Source organism: Arthrobacter melezitosi, assembly GCF_054511055.1.
The window spans coordinates 51,372-66,735 of the sequence record NZ_JBTNDJ010000005.1; the positions used below are offsets into that span (position 1 = coordinate 51,372).

Annotated in this window: 14 protein-coding genes, 3 tRNA genes and 1 pseudogene; 12 read left to right on the top strand and 6 right to left on the bottom strand. The window is 69.8% G+C overall.

The window, feature by feature from the left end; all coding sequences use genetic code 11:
• Positions 1-31 precede the first annotated feature (31 nt).
• Both ACX80W_RS07595 and ACX80W_RS07600 read left to right on the top strand, forming a co-directional pair.
• A complete protein-coding gene (locus ACX80W_RS07595) occupies positions 32-901 on the top strand; it encodes a glycerophosphodiester phosphodiesterase (protein WP_459281923.1) in 870 nt (289 codons plus the stop codon).
• A 36-nt stretch (positions 902-937) separates the two neighbouring features.
• Positions 938-2,773, top strand: coding sequence for a glycoside hydrolase family 15 protein (locus tag ACX80W_RS07600; RefSeq protein WP_459281925.1), 1,836 nt, complete (start codon positions 938-940; stop codon positions 2,771-2,773).
• Here ACX80W_RS07600 and ACX80W_RS07605 read toward each other — a convergent pair.
• Positions 2,751-3,926: pseudogene (locus tag ACX80W_RS07605) on the bottom strand (zinc-dependent alcohol dehydrogenase). The gene ACX80W_RS07600 and the pseudogene ACX80W_RS07605 overlap by 23 nt on opposite strands.
• Positions 3,927-4,035: 109 nt before the next feature.
• Between ACX80W_RS07605 and ACX80W_RS07610 the strand changes: the two are divergent.
• Both ACX80W_RS07610 and ACX80W_RS07615 read left to right on the top strand, forming a co-directional pair.
• Positions 4,036-4,758, top strand: a complete 723-nt coding sequence (locus ACX80W_RS07610) for an AzlC family ABC transporter permease (protein ID WP_459281927.1) — start codon at positions 4,036-4,038, stop codon at positions 4,756-4,758.
• Entirely contained in the window at positions 4,758-5,069 is a 312-nt protein-coding gene (locus ACX80W_RS07615) for an AzlD domain-containing protein (RefSeq protein WP_459281929.1), read from the top strand. The genes ACX80W_RS07610 and ACX80W_RS07615 overlap by 1 nt, the downstream gene beginning before the upstream one ends.
• Before the next feature lie 36 nt (positions 5,070-5,105).
• Here the strand turns inward: ACX80W_RS07615 and ACX80W_RS07620 are convergent, their stop codons facing one another.
• Together ACX80W_RS07620 and pta are read right to left on the bottom strand one after the other, a co-directional pair.
• Positions 5,106-6,233 carry an acetate/propionate family kinase gene (locus ACX80W_RS07620; protein WP_459281931.1) on the bottom strand — a complete coding sequence of 376 codons (1,128 nt, stop codon included), beginning with the start codon at positions 6,231-6,233 and terminating at the stop codon, positions 5,106-5,108.
• A 2-nt stretch (positions 6,234-6,235) separates the two neighbouring features.
• A complete protein-coding gene (pta, locus tag ACX80W_RS07625) occupies positions 6,236-8,365 on the bottom strand; it encodes a phosphate acetyltransferase (RefSeq protein WP_459281933.1) in 2,130 nt (709 codons plus the stop codon).
• 92 nt (positions 8,366-8,457) lie between these two features.
• Between pta and ACX80W_RS07630 the strand changes: the two genes are divergently transcribed.
• Together ACX80W_RS07630 and ACX80W_RS07635 are read left to right on the top strand one after the other, a co-directional pair.
• A complete protein-coding gene (locus tag ACX80W_RS07630; protein WP_459281935.1) occupies positions 8,458-8,799 on the top strand; it encodes a thiamine-binding protein in 342 nt (113 codons plus the stop codon).
• Positions 8,799-9,611, top strand: coding sequence for a spermidine synthase (locus tag ACX80W_RS07635; RefSeq protein ID WP_459281937.1), 813 nt, complete (start codon positions 8,799-8,801; stop codon positions 9,609-9,611). Before ACX80W_RS07630 ends, ACX80W_RS07635 begins: the two co-directional genes overlap by 1 nt.
• A gap of 13 nt (positions 9,612-9,624) precedes the next feature.
• On the opposite strand, the gene ACX80W_RS07640 is transcribed toward ACX80W_RS07635, so the two are convergent.
• On the bottom strand, positions 9,625-11,073 hold the full coding sequence (locus tag ACX80W_RS07640) for an NCS2 family permease (RefSeq protein WP_459281939.1): 1,449 nt from the start codon (positions 11,071-11,073) through the stop codon (positions 9,625-9,627).
• A 103-nt stretch (positions 11,074-11,176) separates the two neighbouring features.
• Here ACX80W_RS07640 and ACX80W_RS07645 point away from each other — a divergent pair, with 103 nt between their 5' ends.
• Positions 11,177-11,791, top strand: a complete 615-nt coding sequence (locus tag ACX80W_RS07645) for a copper resistance CopC family protein (RefSeq protein ID WP_459281941.1) — start codon at positions 11,177-11,179, stop codon at positions 11,789-11,791.
• Positions 11,792-11,873: 82 nt separating this feature from the next.
• Here the strand turns inward: ACX80W_RS07645 and ACX80W_RS07650 are convergent, their stop codons facing one another.
• The gene (locus ACX80W_RS07650; RefSeq protein WP_459281943.1) at positions 11,874-12,509 is read right to left on the bottom strand and encodes an FAD-dependent monooxygenase; all 636 of its coding nucleotides are present in this window, start codon (positions 12,507-12,509) and stop codon (positions 11,874-11,876) included.
• Positions 12,510-12,765: 256 nt separating this feature from the next.
• Here ACX80W_RS07650 and ACX80W_RS07655 point away from each other — a divergent pair, with 256 nt between their 5' ends.
• Positions 12,766-13,788 (top strand): universal stress protein, encoded by a 1,023-nt coding sequence (locus tag ACX80W_RS07655; RefSeq protein ID WP_459281945.1) that lies wholly within the window; start codon positions 12,766-12,768, stop codon positions 13,786-13,788.
• Positions 13,789-13,836: 48 nt separating this feature from the next.
• Here ACX80W_RS07655 and ACX80W_RS07660 read toward each other — a convergent pair whose 3' ends face one another.
• Positions 13,837-14,196, bottom strand: coding sequence for a metallopeptidase family protein (locus ACX80W_RS07660; protein WP_459282243.1), 360 nt, complete (start codon positions 14,194-14,196; stop codon positions 13,837-13,839).
• 150 nt (positions 14,197-14,346) lie between these two features.
• Here ACX80W_RS07660 and ACX80W_RS07665 point away from each other — a divergent pair.
• From ACX80W_RS07665 to ACX80W_RS07680, 4 genes are all read left to right on the top strand, one after another.
• Positions 14,347-14,419: transfer RNA gene (locus ACX80W_RS07665), tRNA-Glu, on the top strand.
• Between the two features lie 89 nt (positions 14,420-14,508).
• Positions 14,509-14,582, top strand: a tRNA-Asp gene (locus ACX80W_RS07670).
• 61 nt (positions 14,583-14,643) lie between these two features.
• Positions 14,644-14,716: transfer RNA gene (locus tag ACX80W_RS07675), tRNA-Phe, on the top strand.
• 182 nt (positions 14,717-14,898) lie between these two features.
• A complete protein-coding gene (locus tag ACX80W_RS07680; protein WP_459281947.1) occupies positions 14,899-15,342 on the top strand; it encodes an Asp23/Gls24 family envelope stress response protein in 444 nt (147 codons plus the stop codon).
• Positions 15,343-15,364 lie beyond the last annotated feature (22 nt).

A 15,364-nucleotide genomic window follows, 5' to 3' on the forward strand; every position in this document is an offset into this window, starting at 1 on the left:
CTTCCAACGGACCACGAGAGTAAGGGCCAGCATGAGTCCAGTAATCTTCGCCCACCGCGGCGCCAGTGGCGCCTATGCCGAGCACACCCGCGCGGCCTTCCTCCAGGCCCTGGCCGACGGAGCCGACGGCGTCGAATGCGACGTGCACCTGACCCGCGACGAGCAGCTCGTGTGCGTGCACGACCCCACGCTCGAACGGACCTCGAACGGCTCCGGCGACGTCGCCGACTTCACCCTGGCCGAGCTGCGGGAACTGGATTTCTCCTCCTGGAAGGGCGTGCGGGTCCCGGCCGAGTACGGTGGGCCCCGGAACCAGCTGCTGACGCTGGCCGACCTCCTCCGGCTGCTCCGGTCAGTGGGGCGGAGCATCGCCCTGGCAATTGAGCTGAAGCACCCGAGCCCCTTCGGCCTGCGCCTCGAGGAGGAGCTTGTGGCGTTCCTCCTCGACGAGGGGTGGGACCCGGAGAGCTCGACCCTGGGCAACGTCACGATCAGCTTCATGAGCTTCAACCCCGACTCGATGCGCCAGCTCGGAGAGATCGCCCCGCCGCACGCCCTGTGCCAGCTCGTGGCCGATGTGGAGCCCGAGGAGGTGCGGGAGGCGCTGAGTTTCGGCTCGATCACCTCGGGCGCCGTCGTGAACCTGATGCGGCGGGCCATCAACGAGGGCAAGGGGCTGATCGACGCCCATGTGGTGGGACTGGCGGGCCCGGGGGTGGCCTATGTGCGCGACCATCCCGAGACCGTGCGGCGGTGGGTTTCCGAGGGCCTCCGGGTCCGGGTGTGGACGGTCAACACGCAGGAGGAGGCCGAGCTGGTGACCGGGCTGGGGGTGCAGGAGATCACGACCGACTATCCGGCGGAAATGCGCTCATTCTTTGCAATTACCTCCGGCGGATAGGGCTCCCAAACCCGCGCTTTGTGGTTGAGTTAATCCATGTATTCGCCCATTGAGGACTACGCCCTGGTATCGGATCTCCACACCGGCGCGTTGATATCGCGCAGGGGCAGCGTCGACTGGCTGTGCTTCCCCCGCTTCGACTCCCCGGCGGTCTTCACCAAGCTGCTGGGCACCGAGGACCACGGCCGATGGCTGCTCGCCCCCATTGAGGAGGAGGCGGAGGTGATCGGGCGTTCGTACCTGGACTCGACCTTCGTGCTGCAGACGCGCTGGCGGACCAGCACGGGCGAGGCGCTCGTGACCGACTTCATGCCGGTGGAGGACCGCAGGGCCTCCATCGTGCGGCGGGTCGAGGGACTCAGCGGAACCGTGACGATGCGCGAGGAACTTCAGCTGCGCTTCGAGTACGGCGACATCGTGCCCTGGGTGCGGAAGGCCCACGACGACGACGGCCCCATGCTGCTGGCGATCGCCGGCCCCAATGCGCTGATGCACCGTGGCAACACCCTGATGCCCAAGGGGCACCGACACGAGGGGACGCTGACGGTCACGGCGGGCCAGATCATGGACATCGAGCTGGCCTGGTTCCCCTCGCACCGCACCCCGCCCCGCAGCCAGGAGGCGGAGCCCTGCTTCGAGAGCACCATTGCCTACTGGCAGGCCTGGGCGTCGAACTACGAGCCGCAGGGCGACTACGACGACATGGTCAAGCGGTCGCTGCTGGTGCTGCGGGCCCTGACGCATGAGGACACCGGCGGAATCGTCGCGGCGCCGACCACCTCGCTGCCCGAGCACTTCGGGGGCGAGCGCAACTGGGACTACCGCTACTGCTGGCTCCGGGATGCGGCCCTGACCCTCGAGGCGATGATGACCCACGGTTACCAGGAGGAAGCGCTCGAGTGGCGGAACTGGCTGCTCCGCGCGGTGGCCGGGGATCCTGAGGACCTCCAGATCATGTACGGCCTGGGCGGGGAGCGGATGCTCCCCGAGACGATCCTCGGCCACCTGCCCGGGTACCGGGACTCCCAGCCGGTGCGCATCGGGAACGGGGCGGTCCACCAGTACCAGGCCGACGTCGTCGGCGAGGTGATGGTCGCCCTTGAGAAGCTCCGCTGCCACGGGGTCACGGAGGACCACTTCTCCTGGCCGCTGCAGCGGGCCCTCCTGAGCTTCGCCGAGAACCACCTCCATGACAAGGACCACGGCATCTGGGAGATGCGCGGGGACCTGAGGCACTTCACCCACTCCCGGGTGATGATGTGGGCGGCCTTCGACTGCGCCGTGCGGGCCGTCCAGGACCATGGGCTCGACGGTCCGTTGGAGCGGTGGATCACCCTGCGCGACGAGCTGCACGCCGAGGTGATGGAACACGGCTTCAACGAGGAACTGAACACCTTCACGCAGGCCTACGGCGAGGGCCAGCTCGACGCGTCGCTGCTGCAGCTGCCGCAGGTCGGCTTCATCGCCTATGACGACCCCCGGATGCTCGGCACCGTGGCGGCGCTGGAGAAGAGCCTCCTGACCGCGGAGGGACTGCTGCTGCGCTACCGCACCGACGAGTCCGACGACGGGCTCGAGCCGGGGGAGCACCCGTTCCTCGCCTGCTCCTTCTGGCTGGTTGAGCAGTACGCCCGCAGCGGGCGCGGCGACGAGGCCCGTGCCCTCATGGACCGGCTGATCGGCTACGCCAACGAGCTCGGCCTGCTCTCGGAGGAATACGACGCCGAGGCCCGCACCATGGTCGGAAACTACCCGCAGGCGTTTTCCCACCTGGCCCTGGTGCGGGCCGCCGATGCGATCCACTACGCCGGCACCCCGCGGCCGCCGCATCTGGCCGGGGCCCTCGGGGTTACGGCTTTAGAACAACCTTGATGCACCCGTCCTGCTTCTTCTGGAAGTTCGAGTAGGCCTCCGGGGCCTCGTCGATCGAGACCTCGTGGGTCATCAGGTCGGTGACGCCCAGGGGGTCGGCGGGGTCCTCGACGAGCGGAAGCAGGTCCTCGGTCCAGCGGCGGACATTGCACTGTCCCATGCGCAGCTGGAGCTGCTTGTCGAACATGGTGAACAGGGGCATCGGATTGGCGCTGCCCCCGTACACCCCGCTGAGGGAGATGGTGCCGCCCCGGCGGACCGAGTCGATCGCCGAGTGCAGCACGCTCAGGCGGTCCACACCCGCCGTTTCGACGGCCTTGCGGGCCAGGGCGTCCGGCAGCAGGCCGACGGCGTTCTGGGCGAACGCCCCGGCGGGTGAGCCGTGGGCCTCCATCCCCACGGCGTCGACGACCGAATCCGGTCCGCGGCCTCCGGTCATGCTCCGCAGCTCCTCGCCGGTGTTCTTCGAGAAGTCGAGGGTCTCGACGCCGTGCCGCTGGGCCATCGCGCGGCGTTCGGCCACCGGTTCGATGCCGATGACCCGGTAGCCCAGGTGCCGGCCGATGCGCGCGGCGAACTGGCCCACGGGGCCCAGGCCATAGACGGCGAGGGTTCCGCCGTCGGGAACATCCGCGTACTTCACGCCCTGCTAGGCCGTGGGGAGGATATCGGAGAGGTAGAGGTAGCGCTCGTCGGGAAGCTCGGAGCCCACCTTGATCGGCCCGTAGTCGGCGTGCGGAACCCTCAGGAACTGGGCCTGCCCACCCGGCACCGAGCCGTACAGGGAGGAGAAGCCAAAGAGGCTCGCGCCCGTGCCCTTCGCGCGGACCTGGGTCGTCTCGCACTGGGACTGCAGTCCGCTGCGGCACATCGCGCAATGGCCGCAGGAGATGTTGAAGGGAACGACGACGCGGTCGCCGGGCGACAGGTTCGTCACGGCGCTGCCGACCTCCTCGACGATGCCCATGGGCTCGTGGCCCAGGATGTCCCCGCGCTTGAGGTACGGCCCGAGGACTTCATAGAGGTGGAGGTCGGAGCCGCAGATGGCGGTCGAGGTGATCCTCACGATCGCATCGGTCGGTTCCTGAAGAATCGGGTCCGGGACCTCTTCGACACTGATCTTCCGCCGGCCCTGCCACGTCACTGCTTTCACGCCTGCCTCCAAAGGTAGTAAGGGTGCTGTCTTTTCCCACTATTCCCTCCACGGGCCGGAAAGCAAAGCCGGGTGGGAGATGCCGGGCCCACCCACTACCCTGATTCGGGTGACACTCCTCGCCTCGCCCGCCGTCCGCGTGGGCCTCTCGGTGGCGCTCGCCACCGGCCTCTACGGCATCTCCTTCGGCGCCCTGTCCGCCGCCTCCGGGCTCAGCCTCGCCCAGACGGCGGCCCTGAGCCTGCTGATGTTCAGCGGCGGCTCGCAGTTCGCCTTCATCGGCGTCGTGGCCGGCGGGGGCAGCGGGCTGTCGGCACTTTCCGCCGCGGCCCTGCTGGGAATCCGCAACGGGGTGTACGGCATGCAGCTCAATTTCCTCCTCCGGCCGCGGGGCTGGCGGAAGGCAGTGGCCGCCCAGCTCACCATCGACGAGTCCGTTGCCACGGCGACCGCCCAGGGCACGCTCCCAGAGGCGAAGCGCGGGTTCTGGGCCGCGGGAATCGGGGTGTTCGTGCTCTGGAACGCCTTCACCCTGGCGGGCGCCCTGCTCGGCGGCGCCGTGGGCGATCCGCGCCAGTGGGGGCTCGACGGCGCGGCCGTCGCGGCGTTCCTCGGCCTGCTGTGGCCGCGGTTGCGCACGAGGGAGGCCGGGGCCACAGCGGTGGCCTGCGCCCTGGTGACGGTGATCGTGGTGCCCCTGGCGCCGCCGGGGGTTCCCATCCTGTGCGCCGCCGTCGTGGCCGCCGTCCTCGGGCTCCGCCGGCCGGCGTCCTCCCACCAGCCGGCGGGGGAGCGGCAACCCGGACCCGCCGGCCAGGGTGGAGGCGACTGATGGTGCTGTGGTTCTGGATTCTCGCCGCCGGCGCCGTGTCCTTCGCGACGAAGCTCGCCGGCTACCTCGTGCCGGCCAGCATCCTCGGCAATCCACGCATGCTGCACGCCGCCGGGGCGCTCACCGTGGGGCTGCTGACCTCCCTGACGGTCGTGACCACCCTCGCCTCGGGCAGCGCGCTCGTCCCGGACGCACGGCTCGCGGCCGCCGTGGCGGCCGCCGCCGCGCTGTGGCTGCGGGCCCCGTTCCTCGTTGTCGTCGCCGCCGGCGCGCTCGCCGCGGCCGCCGCCCGGCTCGCCGGCCTGCCCTGACGGCCCCGGAGCTCCGCGCGGCCGTCCGGCCGGCAGTCAGCCCGTGGCAGCGCCGAGGACGGCGGCCGTCGCCGAAGCGATCGCCCCCTCCTCGTCCGTGGGCACGACCAGCACCGGCATCGCCGATCCGGGGGTGCTGACCAGGCGCGCCTGGGGGCTGCGCAGCTCGTTGAGTTCGGCGTCGAGTTCGATGCCGAGCGCCGTGAGGTTTCCCGCGACGAGCGAGCGGAAGTTGGCGGAGTTCTCGCCGATGCCGGCCGTGAACACCAGCGCGCGGGCCCCGCCGACCGCGACGTGGTAGCCGCCGATGTATTTCGCGAGGCGGTAGGCGGCGATCTCCAGGGCCAGCCGGGCCGCCTTGTCGCCGGCGTCGGCCGCCTTCTCCACCGAGCGCATGTCGTTGGTGCCGGCCAGCCCGCGCAGGCCCGACTCGCGGTTCAACAGGGTGTCGAGGTCCTCGGGCGAGTAGCCCTCCCTGGCCAGGAAGAGCAGGATCGAGGGGTCGATGTCGCCCGAACGGGTGCCCATCACGAGCCCCTCGAGCGGGGTGAAGCCCATCGAGGTGTCGATGCTCCGGCCGCCGCGCACGGCGGTCACCGACGCGCCGTTGCCGAGGTGGGCGATGACCGCGTGGAAATCCTCCCGCGGTGTTCCAAGGAACTCCGCGGCCTTGCCGGTGACATAGTCGTGGGAGGTGCCGTGGAAGCCGTAACGCCGGATCCCGTACTTCGAATAGAGCTTATCGGGCACCGCGTACCGCCAGGCGCGCTCCGGGAGGGTCCGGTGGAACGCGGTGTCGAACACGGCGACCTGCGGCATGCCGGGCCACTTCTCGGCGACGGCCCGGATCCCCAGGACATTGGCGGGGTTGTGGAGCGGGGCCAGCGGATTGAGCCGTTCGATGGCGCCGATGATCTCCGGGGTGATCAGCACCGGCTCGCCGAAGCGCTCACCGCCGTGCACCACGCGGTGGCCGACGGCGTCGATGGTCTTCCCTTGCAGGATCACCGTGAGCTCCTTGTCGAAGTGCTCGATCGCCGCGGCATGGTCGGGGACCCATTCCTCCCCGATGCTTTCGATCGAGCCCTGGGCGAGGATGTCGTCACCCTCGCGCACCTGGTACTTCAGGGATGACGAGCCGGAGTTGATGACAAGGATGATCATGCTTACTGCTTTCCTAGGGTGGATACAGCCGGTCCGTCCGCGGCGGCGGCCGACACGGGAGGCGCCTGCTGGGCCTGCACCGCGGTGATGGCGACGGTGTTGACGATGTCCTCCACGGTGCAGCCGCGGGAGAGGTCGTTGACGGGCTTGCGGAGGCCCTGCAGCACCGGGCCGACGGCCACGGCGCCGGCCGACTGCTGGACCGCCTTGTACGTGTTGTTGCCCGTATTGAGGTCGGGGAAGATGAAGACCGTCGCCTGGCCCGCCACGGAGGACCCCGGAAGCTTCGAGGCCGCGACCGAGGCATCGACGGCGGCGTCGTACTGGATGGGCCCTTCCACCGGCAGCTCGGGGCGGAGCGCCCTCACGATTTCGGTGGCGCGGCGGACCTCGTCCACGGCGCCGCCGTGGCCCGATTCCCCCGTCGAGTAGGAGAGCATTGCCACCCGGGGCTCGACGCCGAACTGCGCGGCGGTGTCGGCCGAGGCGGAGGCGATGTCCGCGAGCTGCTCCTCGTTGGGTTCGGGGTTCACCGCGCAGTCGCCGTACACCAGGACCCGGTCGGAGAGGAGCATCAGGAAGACCGATGAGACGATCCGGGCGCCCTCCCGGGTCTTGACGAATTCAAGGGCCGGCCGGATGGTGTTGGCGGTGGTGTGGGCCGCCCCGGACACCATCCCGTCCACGCGGCCGAGCTGGACCATCATGGTGCCGAAGTATGCGCCGTCGAGCATACGCTCCCGTGCGTCCTCGAGCGAGACGTTCTTGTGGGCCCGGAGGCGGGCGTATTCGGCGGCGAACTCCTCGCGCAGTTCGGAGGTCTCCGGGTCGATGAGGGTGATCCCGGACAGGTCGATGCCCTGGCCGGCGGCGAGCTCCCGGACCTGCGATTCGGGGCCGAGGACCGTGAGGTCGCACACGTCCCGGCGGTGCAGGATCTCGGCGGCCCGGAGGATCCGGAGATCGGTGCCCTCGGGAAGCACGATGGAGCGGCGCTGCGACCGGGCGCGCTGGATGAGTTCGTGGAGGAACCGCAGCGGCGTCATGGAAATGGCCCGGGGGAGCGCAAGGCGTTCGAGGAGTTCGTCTTCGTCCACCTGCCGCGACCAGGCGCCGAGCGCGGCGGCCGACTTCCGGCGCAGCCCCGTCGCGATCTCGCCGCGCACCCCGCCGACCCGCTGGGCGGCGGTGTAGGTGTCGTCCTCGAGGGCGAACACGGGGAACGGCGCCTGGGCCAGCAGGGGAAGCAGGTGCGGGTCGGGGGCGAGGCCGCCCGTGAGGACCAGCCCGGAGGGAACGGGAAAGTCAGGTGAGAAGGAGGAGGCAAGGGTCGCCGCGAGGACGTCGGCGCGGTCCCCGGGGACGATCACCAGGGCGCCGTCGGTGAGCAGGTGGAGGAAATTGCCCACGTTCATCGCCGCCACCCGGACGGAGAGCACGTCCCGCTCGAGGTTGGTGCTTCCGGCGATCTGCTTCGCGCCGAGTTCGGAGGCGACCTCAGAGATGGTGGGCCGGGCGATTTCGGGCAGTTCGGGGATCACGTAGACGGGCCGGCCCGACCGGCCCGGGCGGATCTCCGACCGGATTCCTTCAAGCGCATCGTCGGGGGCCCGGTTCACCATCATCGCCAGCAGGGAGACCTTCGCCTCGTCGAGTTCCTGCCGGGCCACGTCGACGGCGTCGGCGGCCTCGGCGACCGACATCTCCTTGGCGCTGACCACGGCCAGCACCATCGCCCCGAGGTTGTTCGCGAGGCGGGCGTTGAGGTCGAACTCCACTGCGGCGTCGTGGCCGCCGAGGTCTGTGCCCTCGACGATGACGACGTCGCAGCGGCTTGCGATTTCGCTGTAGATCGCCACGCAGGCCGTGTCGATTTCCTCGCGGTTGCCGGCCACGAGCAGGGCGCGGGCCTGCGCGCGGGTGAGGCCGCCGCGGGAGCGTTCAGGCGGGAGGTTGAAGCTGCGCTGCATCAGTTGGACCATGGGGTCCGCCGCTGGATCATCGCCTTCGACGATCGGCCGGAAGAAACCGACCCGGTCGGCGTGCCGGTGGAGCATATCGGCGAGGCCAAGCGAGATCAGGGACTTGCCGGAGCCGGGGTTCATGGCACTGACGTAAATTCCGCGGGTCATTGGACCATCCTGTCAGGGACCCGTCCCGCGTGCCATAACGCACGCCACACACCGGCGGGGACGGAGACGCCGGTTTCTGGGACACTTGGAGCATGCTTGTAGCCTTCTCAGTCGCCCCGTCCGGATCGTCCGAACACGCCGCGGAGGACGGCGACGGATCGGTCCACCAGGCGGTGGCCGCCGCCGTCGCCGTCGTGCGCGAGTCGGGACTGCCCAACTCGACCGACTCCATGTTCACCACGATCGAGGGTGAGTGGGACGAGGTGATGACGGTGATCAAGCACGCCACTGAGGCGGCGGGCCGCTACGGCAGCAGGGTGTCGCTGGTGCTGAAGGCCGACATCCGGCCCGGGCGCACGGGCGAACTCACCGGCAAGGTGGAACGGCTTGAGAAGGCCCTGACGGAGATGCAGGAGTTCGAGGGCCACTCCTGATGGGGCGCCAGGCAGCTCCCGCGCCGGTTGCGGGCGAATTTACGATCGATACCGGCACCTGCGAACTCGAACCGGATCCCTACAGCACCAACGGCTGGGTGCTGCGCATCAACGGGGTCCCAAGTTCGCACATCGACCTCGATGACCCGTTGCGCCTCGACTTCGAGTACATGCGCTGGATCGCCGCGCTCGTCGATGCCCGCTGGAGCCCGACTGAGCGGCTCCGGGTGCTGCACCTTGGCGGCGGCGCGTGCTCCCTGCCGCGTTACATCGCCGCGGCGCACCCTGCGGCGCGCCAGGTCGTCGTGGAGCTCGACGGGAGGCTGGCCGAACTCGTGCGGCAGTGGTTCGACCTGCCGCGGGCCCCGCTGGTGCGCATCCGGGTGGGGGAGGCCCGGGAGGTGACCTGCTCGCTGTCGGAGGCAAGCCGCGACCTCATCATCCGGGATGTCTTTTCGGGCAGCCGCACCCCGCACGCGCTCACGACCGTCGGGTTCACGCAGGAGGCGAAGAAGGTGCTCGCGGCGGACGGGATCTACCTGGTCAACTGCGGCGACGGGCCGGATCTGAAGATGGCCCGGCGGGAGGCGGCGACCATCGCCTCGGTGTTCACGACCACCGCGATCGTCGCCGATCCGGCGATGCTCAAGGGACGCCGGTACGGCAATGTCATCATCGCCGGCAGCGACGGCCCGCTCGCCGAGGGCCCCGGGCTGGCCCGGGGGCTGCTTGGCGGCGGCGTCCCCGCCCACCTGTGGCACGACGAGCAGGTGCGCCGCTTCGCCGCCGGGGCTCAGCCGCTGACCGACTGAGCCCGGCGCTCCGCTAGAGCAGGATCTGTTCGATGGGCCCGATGCAGAAGAAGATCACGAACGCCGCGGCGACCGCCCACATCAGCGGGTGGATCTCCCGCGCCCGGCCCTGGATGGTGCGGATCAGGACGAAGGCGATGAAGCCCGCCCCAAGCCCGTTGGCGATCGAGTAGGTGAACGGCATGAGGGTGAAGGTCAGGAACGCGGGGATCGCGATGCCCCAGTCCTGCCAGTCGATCCGGCCGACCTGGGAGACCATCATGAAGCCCACGACCACGAGGGCGGGCGCGACGGCCTCGAAGGGCACGAGGCTGATCAGGGGGGTGAAGAACATCGCCAGCAGGAACAGGACGCCCGTGACGATGTTCGCGATGCCGGTGCGGGCGCCCTCGCCGATGCCCGCCCCGGATTCGACGTAGATCTGGTTCGAGGACACCGAGCCGGCGCCGCCGGCGACGGCCCCCAGGGCGTCGACGATCAGGACCCGGTTGACGCCGGGGATGTTGCCGCGGGCGTCGACGAGCTTCGCCTCGTTCGCCAGGCCGACCATCGTGCCCATGGCGTCGAAGAAAATGCTCAGCAGGATCGTGAAGGTCAGCAGCAACGCCGCGGTGGCGCCGAGGTGGCCGAAGGCGCCGAAGGGGCTGACGTTGCCGAGCAGCCCAAGGTCCGGAGCCCCGACCCAGGCACCTGCAGGCAGCTCGGGGACGACAAGCGACCAGCCCAGCGGGTTGGGGTCCTGCCCGGGCACGAAGCTCGGCCCCACGTCGGCAATGGCCTCGATGAGAACCGCGAGGGCGGTGGCGGCGAGGGCGCCAATGAGGATCGCGCCGCGGACCCGCCGCACCACGAGCGCGATGGTGAGCACCAGCCCGAAGATAAAGACAAGGGTCGGCCAGCCGAGGAGGACGCCCTCGAAGCCCAGGCCGACAGGCACGGTTGTCTGGGCGACATCGGGGATCCGCCGGACGAAGCCGGCGTTGACGAGCCCGATGAGGGCGATGAACAGGCCGATGCCGACGACGATGGCCGTCTTCAGGCTCTCCGGGACCGCGTTGAACACCGCCGTCCGGAAGCCGGTGAGCACCAGCACGAGCATGGTGAGCCCGGCCAGGAGCACAAGGCCCATGATGTCGGGCCAGGTCAGTTCCGGGTTCGTGGCGACGGTGATGGCGACGAAGGCATTGACCCCGAGGCCCGTGGCGAGGGCGAAGGGATACCGGGCCCAGGCGCCCATGACGATCGTGAGGACGCCCGCGACGAGGGCCGTCACGGCCGCGACCCGCTCGAAACCGAGCTCGGTGCCCGAGGCGTCGGCCCCGGAAAGGATCAGCGGGTTCAGGACGACGATGTAGCTCATGGCGAAGAAGGTTGCGACGCCGCCGCGGATCTCCCGCGGGTAGGTGGAACCCCGGGCGGTGACTTCGAAGTAGCGGTCCAGCGCCGAACCCGTCTTGAGCATGATGATCCTTGGAGAGGAGGTAGAGGAGCCGAGCAAAATCCTATCCCGGCACCCGGCGAATCCCGCCAACGGGTTACGCCGGCCCGGAGCGTAGGCTGAAAGCATGGCTTCCACCCCGTTTCCTTCCCCCACCCCCGACCGCGCCGGCCTCCGCCCCAACCCCGTGCGCGCGGTCCTCGCCTCGGCGGGGATCATCCTGCTGGTCCTGCTCGGCCTTGCTGCGGGGCCGGCGGCCGCCCACGACGAGCTGTCGTCGAGCAACCCGGCCGACGGTGCGACCGTCGCCGCGGTCCCGGGTGCCGTTGAACTCACCTTCTCGAGCGTCCCCTCGGGCATCGGCGCGCAGGTGGAGATCCTGGACGCCGACGGCGCCTCCTGGTCGGACGGCCCGGCGCGGATCGTCGACAACACGGCGGTGCAGGACGTGCGTGCCGGGGCTCCCGCCGGCGAGTTCACTGTCAACTGGCGGGTCGTGTCCTCGGACTCCCACCCCATTGAAGGCGTCCTGACCTTCACCGCGGAATCCGGCACGGCTGCGGCGCCGGATTCGGCCGGGACCGCGGTGCCGATCACCCCCGCCGAGGTGGAGGAGGGTCCCGCGCAGGCCGCGGGAACGGGCGACTTCCCCTGGAGCGTCGCCGTCATGGCCATCGTGCTCCTGGCGCTCGCCGCGTTCCTCGCCACGACGGCCCGGAAACGCCTTCGCGCCGACCGGTAGCCCGTCCCTAGTCCCTAATCCCTGCTCCCCAGGCGGGCCGGATCACCAGTGACCCGTCCGCCCGGCCCGGGGCCCCTGCTCCCTAGGCGGGCCGGACCGCCAGGGGGCCTCCGCCCGCCCGGCCCGAGGCGGCGATGGTGTCGCTGACGACCTTCGCCTGCCTCACGATTTCGCGCGTGGTCGGGGTGAGCACCTCGCCCACGCCCACCAGGTGCAGGCCGATGGCGGCAAGGGCCGCACGGAAGTCGGCGCCGATGGCGATCCCGAGGGAGCGCAGGAACCGGCGCAGCTGGTTCTGCGGGTACTTCGTCAGCACCACATGGTCGGCGAGCAGCACGCCCTCGGCGGTCTGGACGGCCCACTTCTTGCTTGAGGGGACCCGCGCCGGCAGCAGGGTCGAGTGCCCGATGATGCTGAGGTCCTCACAGCGTGTGGTGTGCCGGACGTCGAGGCAGTGGCTCGAGGCGTAGGCCCGGAGCAGCCGCAGCAGCCCGGACCGTTCCGAGAGGGAGACCGAGTCGGTCATCACCGTGCGCAGGGGGCCCGAGTCCAGGCATTCGAGTCCTTCGACGACGATCGAGTCGATGCCGTGCCTGCTTAGTTCGCTGGCGACCGCGAGGCCCGGCAGTCCGGATCCGATGACAACGGTGGTGGTGAGCTCCGCCGCCGCTGACACCTCGGGGAGGGCATGCGCGGGGTCCGGCGGCAGCAAATCCACGACGAAGTACCTCCGGTTCGAAGAAGAGCACAGTACGGCCCGGCGCCTCTTCCGGGCCGTACTGATTCCCGGCCGCGAACGGGTCGGACGGGAACCGAAAAGCGGAACGGCACGCCTGTCGGCGGACCTCCGGGTCTCGATTTCACGAAGCCTATATAACTTTTTGCACCGTGGATAGACCAGCCTTCGGGAGTAGGCTACAAATATTGACAACCGGCCATGGGCCGGGGGCGGACGGCGAGCGAAGGAGCGTGCCATGAGTGTCCCGCAGGACGATCATTCTGCCGGAGCCCCGCTCGGTTCGGGCATTGTGGTGGGGGTCGACGGCTCCGACCAGAGCGTGTGCGCGCTGCTGTGGGCCGCCCAGGAGGCCGAGCGGCGCCGGTCACCCCTGTATGTGGTGACCGCCTATACAGTCCCGGTGTTCGCCGCCTCGAGCATGGACGCCGGCTACGCCACCGTTGACGACTCGATCATCCGCGAAGGCGCCCAGGCCGTCCTCGACGAGGCGGTGGGCCACCTGTCCGGCAGGGGCCTGGAAGTGATTCCCCGGATCGAAACCGGTGACGCCGCAGGGGTCCTCCTCGACCTGTCCGAGGAGGCCGACCTCGTCGTCGTGGGGTCCCGGGGCAGGGGAGGCTTCGTCGGGAGGCTCCTGGGATCGGTCAGCAGCGCGCTTCCGGCCCACGCCAAGAGCCCGACGGTGATCGTCCCGCTTTCGTGCGCGCCGCGCTTCGGACAGCCGCAGCTTGTCGGCAGCAGGTCCAGGGGTGAGCCCGGCCCGCCCGCCTCGGGGATCGAGAGGGTCGTCGTCGTCGGTGTCGACGGTTCCGAACAGGCGCGCCGGGCCTCGCTGGCCGCTGCGGAGGAAGCGGTGTCCCGCGGCATTCCGCTGCGGGTCATCTGCTCGATCCCGCCGTTCAACGGCTCCCTGGCCTGGGTGCCGGCTCCGCTGGACCGGGAAGCGCTCCATGCCGACATCGCCGCGCAGCTCAATGCGGGCCGGGAGTGGCTGCGGAGCCACTTCCCGGGCCTTGAGATCACTGTGGAGCAGCTCGACGGGCCGCCGGCGGAGGTGCTGATCAACGCCTCACGCACCGCCGAACTGCTGGTGGTGGGGACGCGCGGGCGTGGCGGCTTCACCGGGATGCTGATGGGCTCGACGAGCCAGGGCGTGATCCACCACGCCAAGGGGCCGGTGATGGTGGTTCCGGACAGCGAGGACCCGCGCCTGCTGGACCGCAGTTCCTTCGGGCCGATGATGCCGCCGGTGGGCTGAGCCGGCCCGCACCAGCCGCCCGGGCGGTGGCTTGCCGGGGACGCCCGGCTAGCCCCAGCCGAGTTCGTGCAGGCGCTCGTCGTCGATGCCGAAGTGGTGGGCCACCTCGTGGATGACGGTGATGAGGATCTGCTCGACGAGTTCCTCCCGGGAGGAACACATGCGCATCAGCGGCTGGCGGAAGATGCTGATGCGGTCCGGCAGCGAGCCGGCATCCCACCACGAGTCCCGCTCCGTCAGCGGCACCCCCTCGTAGAGGCCGAGCAGGTCCGGGTCCGGTTCATCGCCCGGGCCCGGTTCGTATTCCTCGACCACGAAGATCGCCACATTGTTCATGGCGCGCGCCAGGTCCTCGGGAATGGAGTCGATGGCGTCGTCAACGGCGGCCTCGAAGTCCGCAAGGCTCATGTCGATAGGCACCCTTCGACTCTATCCGTGCCCGCCGGATGCCTCTCGCCGCGGTCCGGAACGCGCCCACGGACGCATTTTGGATATTCGAGATGGAGGACCTATAGTTTTATAGGTCCACAGCGGGGAGCTTTCGCCCCAAGTGGACAGGCCCCCATCGTCTAGCGGCCTAGGACACCGCCCTTTCACGGCGGCGGCACGGGTTCGAATCCCGTTGGGGGTACGCAGGATTCACCGGTTTCGGTGGTCATTCGCACCGCAGAGATGCTGGTAGGATGAAACTCTTGCAAAAATGAAAGTGCAAGATAGCAAGGCCCTGTAGCGCAGTTGGTTAGCGCGCCGCCCTGTCACGGCGGAGGTCGCGGGTTCAAGTCCCGTCAGGGTCGCTCAGGCGGCAGGCGTAAGCAGTGCCGGTTTGATGCGGTGATCATCGGAAGATGGTTGCACGGCTCTGTAGCTCAGTTGGTAGAGCGTTCGACTGAAAATCGAAAGGTCACCGGATCGACGCCGGTCGGAGCCACTACTGAATACCCCGCGGTTTCCTTCTTGGAAATCCGGGGTTTTCTTGTTTAACGCCCGATTCCGCGCCTCGACGCGGGCCTTCCGGGCCGCAGCCGGCGACGCGGGATGCCGCCCGGCCCGGGTCCTCTGTCCGGACCGGGGCGAGGGCTTAGGCTGGGCACAGACGAAAGGTGCGCGCGCATGGACCCGCTTCCCACTGAACCTGCTTCTCCTCCGACCGTTCCGGGCACAGCGCCCGGGCGGACCGTGATCGCCGACCCGGCGGCCGTCCGGATCGCCGCCGTGGCGGCGCGGTCGGTGCCGGGCGTCTACGCCCTCGGCGGGGGCGCGGGCCGGCTGGGCGCCCTGCGGGACGCCGTCGGCGCGGCCGAGCCGGTGCAGGGCGTCCGCGTCGAGGTGGGCCAGACCCAGGTCGCCGTCGATGTCAGCCTCGTTGCCGAGTACGGCTACCCGCTGCACCGGTTGGCCGACGCCGTCCGGGCCACCGTGTACCAGGCCGTCAGCGACCTCGTCGGGCTCGAGGTGATCGAGGTCAACGTCGAGGTCAGCGACGTCCACGTCCCCGGCCTCAACGATGTACGCTCCAGCGAGAAATCCCGGGCCCTGGGCTCCACCCAGCTCTGATCCGTCCAACGAAGGACTTCCA

What these genes read in the sequence shown, in the direction of transcription:
- ACX80W_RS07595 (WP_459281923.1), top strand. Translation starts at nt 32, where the DNA reads ATGAGTCCAGTAATCTTCGCCCACCGCGGCGCCAGTGGCGCCTATGCC.
- ACX80W_RS07600 (WP_459281925.1), top strand. Translation starts at nt 938, where the DNA reads ATGTATTCGCCCATTGAGGACTACGCCCTGGTATCGGATCTCCACACC.
- ACX80W_RS07615 (WP_459281929.1), top strand. Translation starts at nt 4,758, where the DNA reads ATGGTGCTGTGGTTCTGGATTCTCGCCGCCGGCGCCGTGTCCTTCGCG.
- ACX80W_RS07620 (WP_459281931.1), bottom strand. Translation starts at nt 6,233, where the DNA reads ATGATCATCCTTGTCATCAACTCCGGCTCGTCATCCCTGAAGTACCAG.
- pta (WP_459281933.1), bottom strand. Translation starts at nt 8,365, where the DNA reads ATGACCCGCGGAATTTACGTCAGTGCCATGAACCCCGGCTCCGGCAAG.
- ACX80W_RS07630 (WP_459281935.1), top strand. Translation starts at nt 8,458, where the DNA reads ATGCTTGTAGCCTTCTCAGTCGCCCCGTCCGGATCGTCCGAACACGCC.
- ACX80W_RS07635 (WP_459281937.1), top strand. Translation starts at nt 8,799, where the DNA reads ATGGGGCGCCAGGCAGCTCCCGCGCCGGTTGCGGGCGAATTTACGATC.
- ACX80W_RS07640 (WP_459281939.1), bottom strand. Translation starts at nt 11,073, where the DNA reads ATGCTCAAGACGGGTTCGGCGCTGGACCGCTACTTCGAAGTCACCGCC.
- ACX80W_RS07645 (WP_459281941.1), top strand. Translation starts at nt 11,177, where the DNA reads ATGGCTTCCACCCCGTTTCCTTCCCCCACCCCCGACCGCGCCGGCCTC.
- ACX80W_RS07655 (WP_459281945.1), top strand. Translation starts at nt 12,766, where the DNA reads ATGAGTGTCCCGCAGGACGATCATTCTGCCGGAGCCCCGCTCGGTTCG.
- ACX80W_RS07660 (WP_459282243.1), bottom strand. Translation starts at nt 14,196, where the DNA reads ATGAGCCTTGCGGACTTCGAGGCCGCCGTTGACGACGCCATCGACTCC.
- ACX80W_RS07680 (WP_459281947.1), top strand. Translation starts at nt 14,899, where the DNA reads ATGGACCCGCTTCCCACTGAACCTGCTTCTCCTCCGACCGTTCCGGGC.